This is a genomic window from Escherichia sp. TW09308 (assembly GCF_000208565.1).
GTDB classification, from domain to species: domain Bacteria; phylum Pseudomonadota; class Gammaproteobacteria; order Enterobacterales; family Enterobacteriaceae; genus Escherichia; species Escherichia marmotae.
This window is the reverse complement of the sequence record NZ_AEME01000001.1, coordinates 4,506,760-4,524,784: the sequence shown is the minus strand read 5'-3', so window position 1 is coordinate 4,524,784 and position 18,025 is coordinate 4,506,760. Positions and strand designations below refer to the sequence as shown.

Below are 18,025 nucleotides of genomic sequence, written 5' to 3'. Positions count from 1 at the left end.
CGGCATCAGTGCATATTGCCGGATGCGGCGTGAACGCCTTATCCGGCCTACGGTTAAGGCACAAATTTGTAGGCCGGATAAGCGTAAGTGCATCCGGCACCAGCGCACAATTACAAAATGATACGCTCCCCGGCACTCAAATCCATTACGTCTCCCGCCCAATCGATGGGATATAACCCTTTCGTGACATCGCGATGAAACGTTGAGAATGGCCAATCACTTACTTGCTTTACCCAGCCATGTTTTACTGGATTTATATAAATATAATCAACATGATGGCGATAGTCTTTGGTATTGCGGATGGCGTGCTCCCAAAAACGCGGTTGCCAGATATTTTGCAATCCACAAGCATGGGTGAATTGCTTTTTAATCTCCCGCCAGCGAGAAGAAAAATCATCATCGCTCTCGGGTAATGTCCAGATACAGTGCATATGCTCCGGCAAAACTACCCAGGCGTTAATTTCAAAAGGTCTGGCTCGCTTAACTTTAACAATGGCGTTACGGAGCATCTGATACTGGGTGGTCAAAAGCTGGCTTCGACGATTCCGTAAATTTACCGTGAAAAACCAGGTTCCCCCCTTGATGTAATAACGACGATATTCAGACATAGCGACTCCTTTTTCTCAACGGTAAGAAGAAAAGGAAAAGTCGACAATGAGGTTATGTTATATCGGGAAAGCGGCTCGCAAAAATGCACAGATTTGTAGGCATGATAAGACGCGCCAGCGTCGCATCAGGCATCGGAGCACAATTGCCGGATGCGGCGTAAACGCCTTATCCGTCCTACAAAATCGTCTCTTCCGTCAAAATCCGCCGAGCACCTAAAAAATGGTCCTGCCAGAAAGGTTCAGCTAACCGGCTTATCCGAATGGTTTCGCCGGTACGTGGCGACTCGATAAATTGCCCATCGCCCAGATACACGCCCATATGATCGGCTATCTCGCGGCTGTGGATATGGAAAAACAGCAAATCTCCCCGGCGCAGGTCGTTATTCGCCACAATCGTTGCCCGATGGTAGTGATACATCTCATTGGCCGTGCGCGGGAGCTTCGCCTCGAGAATTTTGTTGTAGGCATAAAAAACCAACCCGCTGCAGTCGAAGCCTTTATCAGGCCGCGTGCCGCCCCAGACGTAAGGCTTACCAAGCTGTTGCTCCAGGCGGTGAATCGCCACTTCGGTGATATTGTGCAGGTGGTCGCTGCTTAAGAAATGGGGGTTTTCTGCCAACGCCTGCCAGCGTCTGTCACTCGACTTGAGCGGCGCAGGAAACCATTCTGGATGCGTTTTATCTGCTCGCGGTTGTGCTGGCGCAGCGCCCTTCTGCTTTGTGCGTTCCCTTCTACAATGTAGCTGGCCGTTTTTTCAGATGCGCGTGGTATCGCTTTAGCAATCGCGCACGGTTTTGCATCCGCTGGCGGGCGGCGTAACTGAAGGAGGTGTGTGATGTGGGAGTGGCGTTGGCAAATATAGGAAGCCAAAGGGACAAAGAAAACACGCCCAGGCGCAGAAATCTGCCGTGAGAGAACGAATACATGAAGGATATAAACTGGCTGAATGAAGGTGATAATTTTAAAGGAGCGGGTGGGTAAATAGGATTATTAATCGCTTATTTGCATATTACTATTGCAGTTTCATAACCTTAGGAAATAAGTAATAAATCCGCTATACAGCCGCTTTTCGGACTTTTGAAAATCGCCCCTTATGCTAAATTTGTAAACCCAGCACCGACAGGCTTGCGTAAAACTCTTTTGGTGCTAATGTGAGCCTTCCAAATCCAGACTATTCCGATTTGGGATCTATTTTGCCGCCCTGGCGTGTGTAACCGTTTTATCAAGGAATAAGCAGTATGCGTAAAATCGCATTAATTCTTGCGATGTTGTTGATCCCGTGCGTTTCGTTTGCCAGTTTGCTGGGCAGCGGTAGTTCCACCACGCCAGTGAGCAAAGAGTATAAGCAGCAGTTGATGGGATCCCCTGTCTACATCCAAATCTTCAAGGAAGAGCGCACGCTCGATCTCTACGTCAAAATGGGCGAGCAATATCAATTACTCGACAGCTACAAAATTTGTAAATATTCCGGCGGGTTAGGCCCCAAACAGCGTCAGGGCGATTTCAAAAGTCCGGAAGGGTTTTATAGCGTTCAGCGTAATCAATTAAAACCAGACAGCCGTTACTACAAAGCAATTAATATTGGTTTCCCCAACGCCTATGACCGCGCGCATGGTTACGAAGGGAAATACCTGATGATTCACGGCGATTGTGTTTCTATCGGTTGCTACGCGATGACCAATCAGGGTATTGATGAGATTTTCCAGTTCGTTACTGGCGCACTGGTGTTTGGTCAGCCGAGTGTGCAGGTGAGCATTTATCCTTTCCGCATGACCGACGCCAATATGAAGCGCCATAAGTATTCCAACTTTAAGGACTTCTGGGAACAACTGAAGCCGGGCTACGACTACTTTGAACAGACTCGTAAGCCACCGACGGTTTCTGTCGTCAATGGCCGTTACGTGGTCAGCAAGCCGTTGAGCCACGAAGTGGTGCAACCACAACTGGCATCAAACTACACGCTCCCCGAGGCAAAATAAGCGCCATTCGCCTGGCATAATCTTTTGCCAGGTTTCATTGCCCGTCAGCGGCTGAGTTGCAATCACCGTGACCACATCATTCGGTGTGGTCTGCGAGCTGAAGTCGATTTCCACATCCTGATCCAGCAACGTTGCCACGCCAAACGGCGCGCGGCGGGTGATCCAGTGCAGATTGGTTGAACAATACGCCATCACGTAACGTCCGTCCGAAAGCAGCATGTTGAAGACGCCCTTCTGCCGCAGTTCATCCGCCAGTGAGGCGATATATTTAAATACCGCCACCATGTTGCCCGGTGTGCGCGGATAACGCTGCGTCAATTTATACAACAACCAGCAGAAGGCTTTTTCGCTGTCGGTTTCGCCCACCGGGCGAAAGTTGCCGGTTTCCAGTGATTTATAGCCCGTCAGTTGCCCATTATGCGCATACGTCCAGTTGCGTCCCCACAGTTCACGGGTAAACGGGTGAGTATTTTCCAGCGCCACCTCGCCCCGATTCGCCTGGCGAATATGAGCGATTACCGAGCAGGATTTTATCGGATAGTCCTGAACCAGTTTGGCGATGGGGGAATTAAAGCTGGGTTGTGGATCTTTAAATGTGCGACAACCTTTGCCTTCGTAAAAAGTGATCCCCCAGCCATCTTTATGCGGCCCGGTTCCACCACCGCGCTGCACAAGCCCAGTGAAACTAAAGCAGATATCGGTTGGGACGTTGGCGCTCATCCCGAGCAGTTCGCACATCGGTAACCTCCACAACAGCAGGGGGATGCCCCCGGCGAAGATTGGTTTAAGGATTTTCTGGCCGGACGCGGCGTAAACGTTTTATCCGGCCTACAGTTCGGGTACAGATTTGTAGGCATGATAAGACGCGTCAGCGTCGCATCAGGCATCAGCGCACAAATGCCGGATGCGGCGTAAACGCCTTATCCGGCCTACGCCAGACTTACTTAGCCATCTCTTTTTCGATTAACTGGATCAGAATATGGATCACTTTAATGTGAATTTCCTGAATACGGTCGGCATAGCCAAAGTGCGGAACGCGAATTTCAATATCCGCTGTGCCAGCCATTTTGCCGCCGTCTTTACCGGTCAGGGTGATCACTTTCATCCCCTTCTCACGCGCCGCCGCGATCGCTTTGATCACGTTTGCAGAGTTACCGGAAGTGGAGATCCCCAGCAGCACGTCACCTTCGCGACCTACCGCTTCAACGTAGCGGGAGAAAATATCGTTAAATCCAAAATCGTTACCGACGCAGGTGATGTGGCTGACATCAGAAATGGCAATCGCCGGATAGCCCGGACGGTTTTCACGGTAACGACCGGTCAACTCTTCTGCAAAGTGCATAGCATCGCAATGGGAGCCGCCGTTGCCGCAGGAAAGCACCTTACCACCGGCTTTAAAGCTGTCTGCTAACAGGACCGCCGCGCGCTGAATGGCGTGAATATTGGCGTCATCTTTTAAAAAGTTAGCCAGCGTTTCCGCCGCTTCGTTCAGTTCGTTACGAATAAGATCCTGGTACATGAGGATATCCTTCAGCATAAATTAAATAGACAAAATGCAGTGTACCGGATACCGCCAGAAGCGAGAAGTCCAGGGCAGCGCAATGGCCAGGACTTTTTGACCTGAAGTAGGGGATAAAAACAAGCAACAATGTGAGCTTTGTTGTAATTATATTGTAAATACATTGCTAAATATTTTTACATCTACTACAACCATATCATCACAAGTGGTCAGACCTCCTACAAGTAAGGGGCTTTTCGTTATGATGATTTTGAGTATTCTCGCTACGGTTGTCCTGCTCGGCGCGTTGTTTTATCACCGCGTGAGCTTATTTTTCAGCAGTCTGCTTTTGCTCGCCTGGACAGCCTCCCTCGGCGTCGCAGGTCTGTGGTCGGCGTGGGTACTGGTGCCTCTGGCCATTATCCTCGTGCCGTTTAACTTTGCGCCTATGCGTAAATCGATGATTTCTGCGCCGGTGTTTCGTGGTTTCCGTAAGGTGATGCCGCCGATGTCGCGCACCGAGAAAGAAGCGATTGATGCAGGCACCACCTGGTGGGAAGGTGACTTGTTCCAGGGCAAACCGGACTGGAAAAAGCTGCATAACTATCCACAACCACGCCTGACTGCTGAAGAGCAAGCGTTTATCGACGGTCCGGTAGAAGAAGCCTGCCGGATGGCAAATGATTTCCAGATTACGCATGAGCTGGCGGATCTGCCGCCGGAGCTGTGGGCATATCTGAAAGAGCATCGTTTCTTTGCGATGATCATCAAAAAAGAGTACGGCGGGCTGGAGTTCTCGGCTTATGCCCAGTCTCGCGTGCTGCAAAAGCTCTCTGGCGTGAGCGGGATCCTGGCGATTACCGTCGGCGTGCCGAACTCATTAGGTCCGGGCGAACTGCTGCAACATTACGGTACTGACGAGCAGAAAAATCACTATCTGCCACGTCTGGCGCGTGGTCAGGAGATCCCTTGCTTTGCACTGACCAGCCCGGAAGCGGGTTCCGATGCGGGTGCGATTCCAGATACCGGGATTGTCTGCATGGGGGAATGGCAGGGTCAGCAGGTGCTGGGAATGCGTCTGACCTGGAACAAACGCTACATTACGCTGGCACCGATTGCGACCGTGCTCGGACTGGCGTTTAAGCTCTCTGATCCAGAAAAACTGCTCGGCGGTGATGAAGATTTAGGTATTACCTGTGCACTAATCCCAACCACCACGCCGGGCGTGGAAATTGGTCGTCGCCACTTCCCGCTGAACGTGCCATTTCAGAACGGACCGACACGCGGCAAAGATGTTTTCGTACCGATCGATTACATTATCGGCGGCCCGAAAATGGCCGGGCAAGGCTGGCGGATGCTGGTGGAGTGTCTCTCGGTGGGCCGTGGCATCACCCTGCCTTCCAACTCAACCGGCGGCGTGAAGTCGGTGGCTCTGGCAACCGGTGCGTATGCTCACATTCGTCGTCAGTTCAAAATTTCTATCGGTAAGATGGAAGGGATTGAAGAGCCGCTGGCGCGTATTGCCGGGAACGCCTACGTAATGGATGCTGCGGCATCGCTGATTACCTACGGCATTATGCTCGGTGAAAAACCCGCCGTGCTGTCGGCTATCGTTAAGTATCACTGTACCCATCGCGGGCAGCAGTCGATTATTGATGCGATGGATATCACCGGCGGTAAAGGCATTATGCTCGGGCAGAGCAACTTCCTGGCACGAGCTTACCAGGGCGCGCCGATCGCCATCACCGTTGAAGGTGCCAACATTCTGACCCGCAGCATGATGATCTTCGGTCAGGGAGCGATTCGTTGCCATCCGTATGTGCTGGAAGAGATGGAAGCGGCGAAAAATAATGACGTTAACGCATTTGATAAGTTGCTGTTCAAACATATCGGTCACGTCGGTAGCAACAAAGTTCGCAGCTTCTGGCTTGGTTTGACGCGCGGTTTAACCAGCAGCACGCCAACCGGCGATGCGACTAAACGTTATTATCAGCACCTGAACCGCCTGAGCGCCAACCTCGCCCTGCTTTCTGATGTCTCGATGGCGGTACTGGGCGGCAGCCTGAAACGTCGTGAACGTATCTCGGCACGTCTGGGGGATATTTTAAGTCAGCTTTACCTCGCCTCCGCCGTTCTGAAGCGTTATGACGATGAAGGCCGCAATGAAGCTGACCTGCCGCTGGTGCACTGGGGCGTACAGGATGCACTGTATCAGGCTGAACAGGCGATGGACGATTTACTGCAAAACTTCCCGAACCGCGTGGTTGCCGGGTTGCTGAATGTGGTGATCTTCCCGACCGGACGTCATTATCTGGCACCGTCTGACAAGCTGGATCATAAAGTGGCGAAGATTTTACAAGTGCCAAACGCCACCCGTTCACGCATTGGCCGCGGTCAGTATCTGACGCCGAGCGAGCATAATCCGGTTGGTTTGCTGGAAGAGGCACTGGTGGATGTGATTGCCGCCGACCCGATTCATCAGCGGATCTGTAAAGAGCTGGGTAAAAACCTGCCATTTACCCGTCTGGATGAACTGGCGCGCAACGCGCTGGCGAAAGGGCTGATTGATAAAGATGAAGCCGCCATTCTGGTAAAAGCAGAAGAGAGCCGTCTGCGCAGTATTAACGTTGATGACTTTGACCCGGAAGAGCTGGCGACGAAGCCGGTAAAGTTGCCGGAGAAAGTACGGAAAGTTGAAGCCGCGTAATGCCGAAAGGTTTCATTTGAGACTGATGACAAACGTAAGATTGCCTGATGCGCTACGCTTATCAGGCCTACGTGATTCATGCAATATATTGAATTTTCACGATTTTGTAGGACGGATAAGGCGTTCACGCCGCATCCGGCATGAACAACGCGTACTTTGTCAACAATCAGAACGGAGCCGAAAGGCTCCGTTTCTTTATCCGCTAATTATTTAAAATTAAAGCCATCCGGATGGTTTTCCAGGCTGCCGGTCAACGCGGCGAACAGCACCGTTTTACCATCAATCGAAAGCGCATCGTTCACATTCAGCCAGGTGAGTTTCTCTTGTGACGTTTTCTCATCAATGGTCGAGAACAACCCCGTCATCTGATTAGATTTCTCGGACCACATCACCGCAATACGTTGCGAGCCGCAGTCATGCGGTTTGCACGCACTCATCACCTGATACGTCTCATCTCCCAACGTCACTGTTTGCGCGGGGGTATAAGTACCGCCTTTTATCACCCAGGCGGGCAACTTATGCCCTTCCACCATCTGATTAAACGCTGCTTTGGTGGCTTCACCCTTTGCCAGGCTGCTAATGGTTAAATCATCCTGCGCCATTGCACTGGTGGCGATGACCAAAGCGGCGACTGTCGTTATTGCCTTAAACATCATTCCTCCCGAGCTTATCCTGCCCATGTTATTAACGCCCTAAAGATTGGCTATAACACAGTAATTTGCAAATAAGATATTTCCAATATCAGCATTTGTTATCAATCTCTACCGCAGTAAGGTAATAACCCGATAAAGTGTTAAAGTTATAAAACCCCTCAAATAAAGGAGTTGTACACCGTGCCTGGTTTGAAGATTACGCTTTTGCAGCAACCGTTGGTGTGGATGGATGGTCCTGCCAACCTGCGCCATTTTGATCGTCAACTGGAAGGTATTACCGGGCGCGATGTGATCGTTCTACCGGAGATGTTTACCAGCGGCTTTGCCATGGAAGCTGCGGTTTCATCGCTAGCGCAAGATGATGTTGTGAACTGGATGACCGCTAAAGCGCAACAGTGCAATGCGCTGATTGCAGGCAGTGTTGCATTGCAAACGGACGCTGGTTCGGTTAATCGATTTTTGCTGGTAGAGCCAGGCGGCACGGTGCATTTTTATGATAAACGTCATCTGTTCCGGATGGCGGATGAACATCTGCATTATAAAGCAGGCAATGAGCGAGTGATTGTGCAATGGCGCGGCTGGCGTATTTTGCCGCTGGTGTGCTACGACCTGCGCTTTCCGGTGTGGTCGCGCAATCTCAATGATTATGACCTCGCAATCTACGTTGCCAACTGGCCTGCCCCGCGCTCTTTGCACTGGCAAGCATTGCTGACGGCCCGCGCGATTGAGAATCAGGCGTATGTCGCGGGATGTAATCGCGTCGGCAGCGATGGCAACGGCTGCCACTATCGCGGCGACAGCCGGGTGATTAATCCGCAAGGCGAGATTATCGCCACCGCCGAACCACATCAGGCTACGCGTATAGACGCTGAACTTTCGATGGTGGCGTTACGGGAGTATCGCGAAAAATTCCCGGCATGGCAGGATGCGGATGAGTTTAGGTTGTGGTGAAATCAGCGCCAGATAGGTGAGAGAAGCGGGAGTTGAGATCGGCACGGGCCTTACCGTGAAGATCTCGGAGGGATGCCTAAGCCTGATCGCAGAAAGCGACGAAGTGCAGGAACTGAGGAAGGAACTTTATCAGGTTAAACAGGTGGTTAAGGGGATGCGGGACGGGATGTTTAGTGTGATGAACGAGAGTTGGATAATAAAAAAGCCGGGAAGGTTTAATTTCTCCCCGGCTTATGAAAATAAATAGTGCAAACGATTCTATAGTTTACCTATCCACGTTCTCATATAATTAACATCTCCATCAAAAATAAATCCTTCTCCGTTATCAGGTAGGAATAATCGACCGGAATCAAATCTTAAAAACAATTCTTTTTTTGCTTTCTTCTGCTTAATGGAAAAGTCATCACTCCAGCTTAATATATCTTCATTGTGTTTTTTTTCATCAGACAAAAAGACTACAACTGAATTTCCCAATTGCTCATAAGAATGATAAGTTTTCTTAAGTGTAATATCGAAATCTAAATCATCAATTATAGTATATGTAATAAACAGTTCATTTCCAGATGATTCAATTGTCCTTTCCACCAATGGTATTGAGCCTAACATCCTATTATCTATTGTATTTCTCATGTAAACCTCACTAAGGAACGATAATTATCCCAGCTTTAGTACCATCACCAAAGATAATATTATAGTGCGGATTATTATCGTGTAATGGGTTTTTAGAATTATGAACAACATCAGACAATGGATTTTTCACATTATATAAATCACCCCGATATGTTCCCGCTGGTTGTTTCCATACATCACTGAATTTGGTGCCACTATAAAGCTCACCAGACCTTGCAGGGAAACTGTCAACATGAGGCCTAAGATCCGGCATGTTATCTAATAATGCCCTTGCTTCGTCAACACTTCTAACCGTGACATCTTTACCATTTCGGAGATCAGATATATTGCGACGTTGTTGAGCATTACATCCAGCTAATCCTAATGGATCTATCCAGGTAAGCGGATTTTTGACATACGCATAGAGGTTGATACCTCCATTCAGCCCTATCGGATCCTGGCTGATAAACCGCCCGCACTCCGGCGCATAATATCTGAACAGATTGTAATGCAGTCCCGTTTCTTCGTCAAAGTACTGCCCCGGCAGTCGCAGCGGCTGTTCAAAGTACGCCCCGCTGTTGCTGATGTCGCCCCGGTTTTCACCAAATCCCGCCTGGTAGCCCGCCCATACCAGCGTTCCGTCCGCTGCGCTCACCTCCTGCACCGTGCCCGTCACGTCCGTGTGGTAATACCAGATTTTCCGGCTTTCCCCGCGCCCCGTGACAGCCGCCACCGGCGTGTACGGCTGTTCCGCAAACCCCCTGTAACACCAGAACCGCCTGTGACACCGGAGCCACCTGTTACGCCATCTGTTCCACAACCAGAACGAAAACATCTGTATCGCCCGGAAATTGGCAGCTATCTGGCCAATATTCAGGCGGCAAATACGCTGTTTAATACCCGACTGCATGACCGTCTGGGGGAAACACAATACACCGACCTGCTGACCGGCGAGCAGAAAGTAACCAGCCTGTGGATGCGTAACATTGGCGGGCATAATCGCTTTAAAGATCGTTCGGATGAATTGAGCACCCAGAGCAACCGTTATGTTCTGCAACTGGGCGGCGACCTCGCACAATGGAGCAGTAATGACCTTGATCGCTGGCATCTCGGCTTAATGGCTGGCTATGCCAACAGCAAGAGTCACACCCATTCCAACCTGACCGGATACAGCTCACGTGGGCAAATCGACGGCTACAGTGTGGGGGTGTATGGCACCTGGTACGCTAACGAAGCGGACAAAACCGGGACTTATGTTGATAGCTGGTTGCTCTATAACTGGTTTGATAACACCGTCTCCGGCGAGTACCTGCCGGGTGAGAAATATCACTCTGACGGCATCACCGCCGCCATTGAAGCGGGTTATACCTTCCGTCTTGGCGAAAGCGCCGATGCGCGTACCAGCTACTGGTTGCAGCCAAAAATGCAACTGACGTGGATGGATGTGAAGGCAGACAATCATACTGAAGACAATGGCACTCTGGTTGAGGACAGCACCGAAGGCAACCTGCAAACGCGTCTGGGGGTGAAAGCGTATCTGCAAAGCCATAATGCTCTTGATGATCATAAAGAGCGTTCCTTCCAGCCTTTTGTGGAAACCAACTGGATTTATAACTCCCGCAATTACAGTGTGAAGATGGATGGCATCAGCGATGAAATCATCGGTGCGCGTAACATCGGTGAGTTAAAAGTCGGGGTGGAAGGTCAGCTTAATCCGCGTCTGCAACTGTGGGGCAACGTCGCCCAGCAGTTGGGTGACAACGGTTACAGCGATACCCAGGGAATGCTGGGCATGAAATATCTCTTTTAATGCCACTTTGCCACCTGTCGCGTACAGGTGGCTTAACTCGTTAAAGCGTTCCATAAACATCCCGTAGGCATGGCCCGGTGCCAGTGGAATCACGTTGAACATCTCTGTTGCCGGGATACCTTCCAGTACAGGCCAGAAAGAGCCATCATCAAGCCCGAGATCGCGGCGTTCGGTTGCCAGCATGATGAGATCGGCATATTTCACGGGCGTACTCATAACGGGGGTAACCCGTATTTCTCACGGATTACGGCGTCTATTTTTTCTTCCATCCGTTTATAGTCAGGAAGAAGGCGTTTCAGTGGCGCCGGGATGTCCTGGCAATACGCTTCTGTTGCATCATGCATTAACGCTTCAAAAGCAAATTCCTGCGGTACCAGTTGGCTGCAAAGCACCGCATGTTGGGCGACGCTGTAGAAATGTGAAAGATGTCCTGCAAAGCGACAGATATTTGAAAGAGAAACCGCGATATCGTTAATAACGATGTCGTCTTTATTTATCCTGTCATAATAAAAATGCTTCCCGGAAAAAGTTTTAATAAATGACATTTTGTTCTCCACGTATATGCGCTGCACCGCGCTGAATTCTGGTAAAAGAAAGCCCTCACCATCCGGCGATTATTGAGTCAATTACGTTTCCATAAATGCCCCCGCAGGGGCATTTGCAGTAATGAAATCAGGCGGTAAAAGTACCAATAAAGGTTTCTACTTTGCTGTCCTTGAATTTCTCAACAAGCAGATCACGAAATTCGTTAGCCATTTCTTCCTGCACCGCCTCCAGCTGAATAATGCGCAGAACCAGTACAGGACGATCGCCAGTGATAATACTGAGGCGTAATTTAAACGGACGTTCTTTCAGACCTTCAAACGGAACGCATTTAAATTCAAATGCCACTGGCATAATGTCTTTGGTCTTCGCTTCGACAGACTCCATCAGGGAGCGTTTGCCGCTGAAGTCATTATCTTCAAAATCAGCGGTCTGGTTTGCTTCAATCGTGATTTTACGGACAGCCGCAGCTGCTTTTGTTGCCTGAATAGCGTCACCATTAGCATCAAAACCCACAAGATAGTCGGCCCAGTCTTCAATCCATTCTGCCAGTGACTTCTGGGAGTTACGCTCGCCGTTAACAGACAACAGAGCAGAGAACGGTGCTGTCTTTTTCAGTTTGAGTGTGGCGGTGTTATCTGCGTGACCTGGTTCATCAATAGTACCCAGGTTAAGCACACTGACGGCACGCATATTATCAGCATCGATAAAGCAGCGGGTGCCTTCATCTGCAAGATCTTTAGAATAACGGGTAAAGTCATCGATGCTGGCAGTGGAAAGCGCACCACGGAAACGGAAGCGATTTAAATTAAATTTTTCCAGATCATGAATGCGGAAAGGACTGGCGGGGGGAATAAACCTCTATGCTCCGAATCCAATATCCTGGATCGATCCCCTTGGTTTAAGTTGTTACTTTAATTCTAAGTCTAATCGCTGGCATGACAGGCAGACAGGTCGTTTTACAAAACGACCAACAGATCCTTCGGAATTAGTTCATAATGGCCGAATTGACAAGGCTGATATAGATGCTTGGGCTAGTCAAGGAGGAATACCTAATACTTGGGGTGCTGATCCTAGCCGTTTCCCTAGTGGTGGTTTTAAATATGATGGTGGTGGATATCGAGTTCATGGACACGGAGTTGATCCTGTTGCACAAGCAAGATGGCCAACATCTAACTCAGCCAGCGGCCCAACAACTAGTATTAAAAATACTACAAACAATCAAAACTATAGAACTGATGGAACGTGGGGAACATTTGGCAGCAATAAAGATGGTGCCCATATTCCGTTAGATGGCTCAGGTTATTAGTCTATGTGCGATAATATACTTTATGATTTTTTAAAAGATAAACCATCATTTATGCGATATAGCGACGAGTTAAATCTTATAAATATTATGATTGGCTTACCTATTGACTGGATAATCAGAAATGAGAAGGAATTTGTTTACGCATTGAGTGAGTTGTCATGTTCTCATACCGAGGGTAGTGGTTTTTTAGAACAAGATAAGGCCGATGACATTATTTTTGAAAATTTTTGTAAATGGCTGATTGAAATAAATAGCAAAACCAATATACCGATTTTAATGTATCTGGATGATTTCTCTCCAAAATCACTTGGTTTAGACGAATTTAGAAAAGCTAATAAATAGCCAAAAGCCGGGACGGTTATTAAATCTTCCCGGCTTTTTATTTTTTAACTTTCGTTCAGCACACTAAACATCCCGTCACGCATCCCCTTAACCGCCTGTTTAACCTGATAAAGTTCCCTGCGCAGTTCCTGTACTTCATTGTTATCCGCAAGCAGGATCAGGCAACCTTCCGGGATCTTCACGGTAACGCCCGTGCCGATCTCAAATCCCGCTTCTCTCAGCCATTTGGCGCTGATTTTGATCACCGGCGTGTCGCTGTGGTTGGGTAGATAACGCGCTGGCAGTACGATGCGGCGGGAAACCTGCTGGGGAGGCGTGCGGGGGAAAGGGTCACGGCAGAAAACAGCGTGGTGCCGTTCAACCGGCTGCTGTCTTACCGTGGTGTGTACTATCGTTATGACGAACACGGCCGGGTGGTGGAAAAGCAGGGCCGGAGCGGAACGCAGAGTTACCGTTATGATGCGGAACACCGGATGGTGGAGGTGACGACAGCGCGGGAGACATACCGGTATGTGTACGATGCGCTGGGGAGGCGGACAGAAAAACAGCACATCAGCCCTGACGGTAAACCGTACAACCGGACAAAATTTTTATGGGACGGGATGCGGCTGGCGAAGGAGAGCAGGCCGGAGGGAACAAGCAGCCTGTATATCTACAGTGACCAGGGGAGTTATGAACCGCTGGCGCGGGTGGATAAGGCGGGGAAAGAGGGACCGAACCGGATACTGTATTTTCACACAGATGTGAACGGCGCGCCGGAAGAGATGACGGACAGTGACGGGAAAATCGTGTGGGAGACGGGGTATCAGGTCTGGGGTAACACGATACAGGAGAAGGACCACGGCAGGGTGGAACAGAACCTGCGTTACCAGGGACAGTACCTCGACAGGGAAACGGGGCTGCACTACAATCTGCACAGGTACTATGATCCGGATGTCGGGCGGTTCATAGTAACGGATCCGATAGGGCTAAGTGCTGAATTTTGAACGTGAACGCCTGAAAGGGGCGTGTGACAGCACGGCCACCGCCTACCGGAAGGCACATCATCACCTTCTGAGTCTGTATGCAGAGCATGAGCTGGAACACGCCCTGAATGAAACCTGTGAGGCGCTTGTCCGGGCAATGCATCTGAGCATTCTGGTACAGGAAAATCCGCTCGCCAACACCACCGGCCATCAGGGCTACGTCGCACCCGAATAAGGCTGTCATGCAGCAGGTGAAATCATCGCTGGAACAGAAAATTAAACAGATGCAAATCAGCCTCACCGGCGAGCCGGTTCTCCGGCTGACCGGACTGTCAGCGGCAACACTCCCGCACATGGATTATGAGGTGGCAGGCACACCGGCACAGCGCAAGGTGTGGCAGGACAAAATAGACCAGCAGGGAGCAGAGCTTAAGGCCAGAGGACTGCTGTCATGATTTACTGCCCGTCGTGTGGACATGTTGCTCATACCCGTCGCGCACATTTCATGGACGATGGCACCAAGATAATGATTGCACAGTGCCGGAATATTTATTGCTCTGCGACATTTGAAGCGAGTGAAAGCTTTTTCTCTGACTGTAAAGATTCAGGAATGGAATACATTTCAGGCAAACAGAGATACCGCGATTCACTGACTTCTGCCTCCGGCAGTATGAAACGCCCGAAAAGAATGCTTGTTACCGGATATTGTTGTCGGAGATGTAAAGGCCTTGCACTGTCAAGAACATCGCGGCGTCTGTCTCAGGAAGTCACTGAACGTTTTTATGTGTGCACGGATCCGGGCTGTGGTCTGGTGTTTAAAACGCTTCAGACCATCAACCGCTTCATTGTCCGCCCGGTCACGCCGGACGAACTGGCAGAACGCCTGCATGAAAAACAGGAACTGCCGCCAGTACGGTTAAAAACACAATCATATTCGCTGCGTCTGGAATGAGGGCTGCCGGTTAACCCCGGCCGTCGCCGCACACCGTATTTTTATTCTTCAGCATGATGAGAAAGAGATAACGATGGAAAGCACAGCCTTACAGCAGGCCTTTGACACCTGTCAGAATAACAAAGCAGCATGGCTGCAACGCAAAAATGAGCTGGCAGCGGCCGAACAGGAATACCTGCGGCTTCTGTCAGGAGAAGGCAGAAACGTCAGTCGCCCCCCCAGGGCGAAATTACGAAAGTCCGCTCCCCGCAAGGACTGACGCCAGATAGTTTCTGTCCATAGCTGCTTTTCGCATCTTACGTCTTAACCCTGCCTTGAATACCTTATCATTCGTCAAAATATTAATAGCGATGTGCCGTATCCCTGAAAATAATTCTGCTGCATTTCCTCTTCTTATTTTGCAGTCGTCTTCATTCATTACCACGTCCAGACGCCAGTGCAGCTTATTCTCCACGTGCCAGTGATTTCGGATCGCTGTGGCGAACTTCTCTGCGGTTAAATCAGCAGAACTGATATAATATCTGACCGTCATTTCTGGCTCTTTCTTTTGTTCTGCTATTATTGACCGAAAGGAGACTGCCACGCATAATTTCTTCAGCTCTTTCAAACGTGAAATCAATAAGTTCATCAGGGACATCGCAAACAATGTGAAGACGGATTTCTTCTCTGCCGTGACTCTTTTCACTAATTGCGTAACTGTCATGCTCTGGATTATTTAATTCTTTCAGTGGAATTTTTTCCTCAAAGGCTTTATTAAGCCGACCCTGATTTCCTTTTACAGCGAATAAATAATCACCTCCCTGTTTTTGTATCTTCTCTGCAATATCTTTCTGGCACCCCATCGCATCAGTTGTGATAATTTTTCCTTTAATATCCAACATGTTAAGAAGTTCAGGGATAGCTGTGATCTCATTGGATTTCTCATCCGCCTTGATCTGTCCGATGACCAGCCTGTGCATTATTGAGAACGCACTAATGACATGAATCGCTCCCTTGCGGCGACTCTTGTCATAAGAGTGCCGGAGCGTTTTTCCATCAATTGCGATGATGTCTTTATCATCTGAAGAATGGCAGTCACGCATCCAGTTAATAAAGCACTCATGAAATTTTACAGGACTGATACAGGATACAACTCTGGCAATAGTATCGTGAACAGGAATACCATTTTCAAATTCACCATATTGCTTCAAAAAATCGAGATGTGTTTCCCCGAAATCCTCTATATCTTCCCAACCTTCTGCACCAGAAATAACGGCACAAATAGTCAACAGTAGAATATCAGATAATTTATGTTCCACTTTCCAGGTTTGTCTGTAATCCGGGATAATAGAAATATGTTCCATCAATTTTTTAAGTTCCATTTTGTTTTCCTTAATTATGTAAGGAGTATTTGATCATGTATAAGCAATGAAAAACAGCTTTAGGTAATAAGGAATATCTCAATTATTGAACATTTAGTGCGAATTGTTTAGTACAAAAAAACAGCGTTACGTGATCTTTCCCTGCTGATGACCCGCGTTAACTGACCTGTGCGTTCCACTCCAGTTGCTGTTCTCGCCGCTCTGTCAGTTCACCCCATTCGTTATAGCGGTAACGGTCACGCCCGTAGCCCGGCAGGCGGTTGTCTATCACCGCTCCCTGATATTCATCCGTCAGCAGGTCTCCGGCTTTTGAAATTAATTACATAGATAATCCAAATCCTCTTCGGTAACTAATTTGTCCATAAATTCTTTGAAAGAAGAAGCTAGTTTTTTTTGTACTAACACATGATTTTTATCCATAGAAAGTTCTGGATCAAATGAATCTGTCGCATAAAAGACTACACTACTATCATTCTTATTTAGGCAAAAATAATTACCCCCCCAGTCATTTCCAAAAGGTATGATGTTTTTCGGAATCACATTCTTTGCAATCATCTCATGATAACAGCCATCAATTAAAGACTTCGGGTCATCATTAGTTAATTTGTTATATTTAAATGGTTTCAAAAAAGCAACCTCCAATGGTTCGAAACCATCATTGCTTTACCACCAAGTTCTGGACGGCACCCCACCATTAAAGGACAGATAATGCGATATAAATTCATCAGGAAAACAATAATGTAAATCCTGCTCCACAGATTTAATATCTGAAAGAACAATCTTTTTCGCAATTTTTGCACGGATTATCCATTATGAACACCCTCTTTTTAACACTTTTGGAATACGACCAGCTAGCCATCCTTTAGAAGGAGATATAGCAATAGCATCTGAACTTCCATAAGATCCAGAAGGCAAGTTGAAATGTTTTTCAAACTGAGAAACCGAGCCTGCATGGGGGAAAGTACCTTCATGAGCTGAAGTTTTTACTAACTGCATAGTTGTTTTTCCGTTGTAGGATAAAAATCATTCAAATGATGCCATGTATAACCTGTAGACTCAGCTTTCGTTATACCAGCTTTTTTAAACGTTTCAGTAAAATCTCTCCCACGAGAACCTTGCATCGTTATTTCGACAATATTTAACTGATTACCTTTAGCAGGGAATAAATCAGGGCTTCCCGTAAAATCAGCACCGGTAAGAGCTAACCCTAAAGGATCGACCCAAGAGAGAGGATTTGGCGCATATTGGTATAAGTTTAACCCACCCGCCAGTCCTATCGGGTCAGGATAAATATTTTAACCTATCTTCAGATAGTAGTTCCTACGCCGTTTATGAATAGAAAAAATCCTAACATCTTTACTAAAAAATGAACAAACATCAGTTGTGCTTATAATTATCATACTCCCAATCAAAATAACGTCTAAGATACTCTACACATTGAAGCCATGTATCTCCCTCACAAGAAGAAACTATACATTCAAGCCATTTCCATAACTCAGAGAAATTATATTCATCCATAATAACCAAAGGTCTTTCTGCAATAATACCTTCATTAGCTGAAATGTTTTTTAGACCTTGTGGTGTTGCCACTCTTATTGTAAACCCATCAGATTTTTTAGTTCCTTTTTCACCAATTTCAAGATAAATAAACTCTGCTATGGTTTTACGATCCACTGGTTCCCATACACGTAAATTTACGCCATCAGCAACACATGCGAATTTAATAACTAATCTCATA

15 protein-coding genes and 12 pseudogenes are annotated in these 18,025 nt (G+C 48.1%); 11 read left to right on the top strand and 16 right to left on the bottom strand.

Annotated features, from left to right (window positions below):
- Positions 1–110: 110 nt before the first annotated feature.
- Together rayT and ESM_RS01000000125655 are read right to left on the bottom strand one after the other, a co-directional pair.
- Positions 111–608, bottom strand: a complete 498-nt coding sequence (rayT, locus tag ESM_RS0122075) for an REP-associated tyrosine transposase RayT (RefSeq protein ID WP_000006262.1) — start codon at positions 606–608, stop codon at positions 111–113.
- A gap of 175 nt (positions 609–783) precedes the next feature.
- Positions 784–1,534: pseudogene (locus ESM_RS01000000125655) on the bottom strand (C40 family peptidase).
- Positions 1,535–1,846: 312 nt separating this feature from the next.
- Between ESM_RS01000000125655 and dpaA the strand changes: the two are divergent.
- Positions 1,847–2,587 (top strand): peptidoglycan meso-diaminopimelic acid protein amidase, encoded by a 741-nt coding sequence (gene dpaA, locus ESM_RS0122065; RefSeq protein WP_001225687.1) that lies wholly within the window; start codon positions 1,847–1,849, stop codon positions 2,585–2,587.
- On the opposite strand, the gene ESM_RS0122060 is transcribed toward dpaA, so the two are convergent.
- Both ESM_RS0122060 and lpcA read right to left on the bottom strand, forming a co-directional pair.
- Positions 2,558–3,325 (bottom strand): class II glutamine amidotransferase, encoded by a 768-nt coding sequence (locus ESM_RS0122060; protein WP_001515775.1) that lies wholly within the window; start codon positions 3,323–3,325, stop codon positions 2,558–2,560. The two genes, dpaA and ESM_RS0122060, sit on opposite strands and share 30 nt — an antisense overlap.
- A gap of 202 nt (positions 3,326–3,527) precedes the next feature.
- Positions 3,528–4,106: a D-sedoheptulose 7-phosphate isomerase gene (gene lpcA / locus ESM_RS0122055; protein ID WP_000284053.1), complete on the bottom strand. Its 579-nt coding sequence runs from the start codon at positions 4,104–4,106 to the stop codon at positions 3,528–3,530.
- Between the two features lie 241 nt (positions 4,107–4,347).
- Here lpcA and fadE point away from each other — a divergent pair, with 241 nt between their 5' ends.
- Positions 4,348–6,792 (top strand): acyl-CoA dehydrogenase FadE, encoded by a 2,445-nt coding sequence (gene fadE / locus ESM_RS0122050; RefSeq protein ID WP_000973058.1) that lies wholly within the window; start codon positions 4,348–4,350, stop codon positions 6,790–6,792.
- Positions 6,793–6,998: 206 nt separating this feature from the next.
- Here the strand turns inward: fadE and ivy are convergent, their stop codons facing one another.
- Entirely contained in the window at positions 6,999–7,445 is a 447-nt protein-coding gene (gene ivy / locus ESM_RS0122045; protein WP_016248344.1) for an Ivy family C-type lysozyme inhibitor, read from the bottom strand.
- 180 nt (positions 7,446–7,625) lie between these two features.
- Between ivy and yafV the strand changes: the two genes are divergently transcribed.
- On the top strand, positions 7,626–8,396 hold the full coding sequence (yafV, locus tag ESM_RS0122040; RefSeq protein WP_001118059.1) for a 2-oxoglutaramate amidase: 771 nt from the start codon (positions 7,626–7,628) through the stop codon (positions 8,394–8,396).
- 16 nt (positions 8,397–8,412) lie between these two features.
- Complete coding sequence (locus ESM_RS1000000129315; protein WP_001206203.1) at positions 8,413–8,643, top strand: hypothetical protein; 231 nt, start codon at positions 8,413–8,415, stop codon at positions 8,641–8,643.
- Positions 8,644–8,654: 11 nt separating this feature from the next.
- Here ESM_RS1000000129315 and ESM_RS0122030 read toward each other — a convergent pair whose 3' ends face one another.
- Both ESM_RS0122030 and ESM_RS1000000129475 read right to left on the bottom strand, forming a co-directional pair.
- Positions 8,655–9,026 (bottom strand): hypothetical protein, encoded by a 372-nt coding sequence (locus ESM_RS0122030; RefSeq protein ID WP_001246251.1) that lies wholly within the window; start codon positions 9,024–9,026, stop codon positions 8,655–8,657.
- Positions 9,027–9,381: 355 nt separating this feature from the next.
- A pseudogene (locus tag ESM_RS1000000129475) lies at positions 9,382–9,765 on the bottom strand (RHS repeat-associated core domain-containing protein); the annotation flags it as partial.
- Between ESM_RS1000000129475 and ESM_RS1000000127375 the strand changes: the two are divergent.
- Positions 9,760–10,815 (top strand): annotated as a pseudogene (locus ESM_RS1000000127375) (autotransporter outer membrane beta-barrel domain-containing protein); the annotation flags it as partial. The pseudogenes ESM_RS1000000129475 and ESM_RS1000000127375 overlap by 6 nt on opposite strands.
- Before the next feature lie 24 nt (positions 10,816–10,839).
- Here the strand turns inward: ESM_RS1000000127375 and yfdR are convergent.
- Both yfdR and ESM_RS0122010 read right to left on the bottom strand, forming a co-directional pair.
- Positions 10,840–11,360: pseudogene (yfdR, locus tag ESM_RS01000000125640) on the bottom strand (5'-deoxynucleotidase); the annotation flags it as partial.
- Positions 11,361–11,487: 127 nt separating this feature from the next.
- On the bottom strand, positions 11,488–12,213 hold the full coding sequence (locus ESM_RS0122010) for a YfdQ family protein (RefSeq protein WP_029329891.1): 726 nt from the start codon (positions 12,211–12,213) through the stop codon (positions 11,488–11,490).
- Between ESM_RS0122010 and ESM_RS1000000129785 the strand changes: the two are divergent.
- Together ESM_RS1000000129785 and ESM_RS0122000 are read left to right on the top strand one after the other, a co-directional pair.
- Positions 12,197–12,269, top strand: a pseudogene (locus tag ESM_RS1000000129785) (RHS repeat-associated core domain-containing protein); the annotation flags it as partial. The gene ESM_RS0122010 and the pseudogene ESM_RS1000000129785 overlap by 17 nt on opposite strands.
- 401 nt (positions 12,270–12,670) lie before the next feature.
- Positions 12,671–13,009, top strand: coding sequence for a hypothetical protein (locus ESM_RS0122000; RefSeq protein WP_000332874.1), 339 nt, complete (start codon positions 12,671–12,673; stop codon positions 13,007–13,009).
- Positions 13,010–13,053: 44 nt separating this feature from the next.
- Here the strand turns inward: ESM_RS0122000 and ESM_RS0121995 are convergent, their stop codons facing one another.
- Entirely contained in the window at positions 13,054–13,299 is a 246-nt protein-coding gene (locus ESM_RS0121995) for a SymE family type I addiction module toxin (RefSeq protein ID WP_071985647.1), read from the bottom strand.
- Here ESM_RS0121995 and ESM_RS1000000128180 point away from each other — a divergent pair.
- The 4 genes and pseudogenes from ESM_RS1000000128180 to ESM_RS1000000127355 all read left to right on the top strand — a co-directional run.
- Positions 13,279–13,980 (top strand): annotated as a pseudogene (locus ESM_RS1000000128180) (RHS repeat-associated core domain-containing protein); the annotation flags it as partial. The gene ESM_RS0121995 and the pseudogene ESM_RS1000000128180 sit on opposite strands and share 21 nt — an antisense overlap.
- A 1-nt stretch (position 13,981) precedes the next feature.
- A pseudogene (locus tag ESM_RS1000000129310) lies at positions 13,982–14,429 on the top strand (glycoprotein 3); the annotation flags it as partial.
- Positions 14,426–14,926 (top strand): ogr/Delta-like zinc finger family protein, encoded by a 501-nt coding sequence (locus ESM_RS0121975; protein ID WP_000638628.1) that lies wholly within the window; start codon positions 14,426–14,428, stop codon positions 14,924–14,926. The pseudogene ESM_RS1000000129310 and the gene ESM_RS0121975, both read left to right, overlap by 4 nt.
- A 73-nt stretch (positions 14,927–14,999) precedes the next feature.
- Positions 15,000–15,140: pseudogene (locus ESM_RS1000000127355) on the top strand (phage polarity suppression protein); the annotation flags it as partial.
- 15 nt (positions 15,141–15,155) lie between these two features.
- Here ESM_RS1000000127355 and ESM_RS01000000125630 read toward each other — a convergent pair.
- The 6 genes and pseudogenes from ESM_RS01000000125630 to ESM_RS0121950 form a co-directional block, all read right to left on the bottom strand.
- Positions 15,156–16,269, bottom strand: a pseudogene (locus ESM_RS01000000125630) (ISAs1 family transposase).
- Positions 16,270–16,430: 161 nt separating this feature from the next.
- Positions 16,431–16,597 (bottom strand): annotated as a pseudogene (locus ESM_RS1000000129780) (hypothetical protein); the annotation flags it as partial.
- Between the two features lie 5 nt (positions 16,598–16,602).
- Positions 16,603–17,098: pseudogene (locus tag ESM_RS1000000129305) on the bottom strand (SMI1/KNR4 family protein).
- A complete protein-coding gene (locus tag ESM_RS1000000129775) occupies positions 17,098–17,283 on the bottom strand; it encodes an HNH endonuclease (RefSeq protein ID WP_373467492.1) in 186 nt (61 codons plus the stop codon). The pseudogene ESM_RS1000000129305 and the gene ESM_RS1000000129775 overlap by 1 nt, the downstream one beginning before the upstream one ends.
- Before the next feature lie 196 nt (positions 17,284–17,479).
- A pseudogene (locus ESM_RS1000000129770) lies at positions 17,480–17,570 on the bottom strand (RHS repeat-associated core domain-containing protein); the annotation flags it as partial.
- A 94-nt stretch (positions 17,571–17,664) separates the two neighbouring features.
- The gene (locus tag ESM_RS0121950; RefSeq protein WP_001241528.1) at positions 17,665–18,024 is read right to left on the bottom strand and encodes an Imm8 family immunity protein; all 360 of its coding nucleotides are present in this window, start codon (positions 18,022–18,024) and stop codon (positions 17,665–17,667) included.
- Between the last annotated feature and the right edge of the window lies 1 nt (position 18,025).